Origin of the sequence: Deinococcus pimensis DSM 21231 (genome assembly GCF_000519345.1) — a bacterium.
Classification (GTDB): Bacteria; Deinococcota; Deinococci; order Deinococcales; family Deinococcaceae; genus Deinococcus_A; species Deinococcus_A pimensis.
On sequence record NZ_KI912671.1, the window covers coordinates 131,677 to 132,316 of the forward strand.

The following is a 640-nucleotide window of genomic DNA, read 5'->3' on the forward strand; positions in this document are numbered from 1 at the left end:
TGCGGCTCGCGGACACCCGACTGCGCCGCCGCAAGGCCGCTCGTCACGCTGCACGTGCCCTGAACGCCGTCGCGCCCACCCGCACCTCCAGCGACGAGGGGGTCGCGTCCCAGGCGATCCGCACGACCATCGCGCTGCTCTCCCGCGACGGTGACTTCGACGACGACGCCTGGACGGCGCTGCTCGAAGCGGCCGTCGCGGCCGTCCCCGGCGCGGAAGCCGGCACGTTCTTCGTCCGGAACGGGGACGCGTTCGTCGTGCGTGCCCAGACGAGCTTCTCCGACGGACTGCTGGGCCTCACGCAGACCGAGGACGAGGCGCGCGCGTGGTACGGCGGGCAGGACTGGCGGACCGGGCGGGCCCGCATCATCCGCGGTGATGACGTGGACGCGCACTCCCGGAAGGTGAACGACCAGGAGGGGGTGGAGGAGAACCGCGCGCGCTACGAGACCTTCGGGGAGGTGACGAGTCTGCGCGCGAACCTGTGCGTGCCCGTGCTGCTCGGCGGGCACGTCGTGGCGCAGCTCAACCTCGACAACCTCCGGGACGACGACGCCTTCGACGAGGCCGACGCGCGCGTCGCGGAGGACTTCGCGGTGCAGGCCGCCGCGCTGCTCGCGGCGAGGGCGCGCCGCGCCCG

The 640-nt window shown here is 73.9% G+C and carries 1 protein-coding gene; it reads left to right on the forward strand.

Annotated elements, in window-relative coordinates:
* A partial coding sequence (locus DEIPI_RS33050; protein ID WP_045234797.1) for a GAF domain-containing protein occupies positions 1-640 on the forward strand: 640 nt, incomplete at both ends.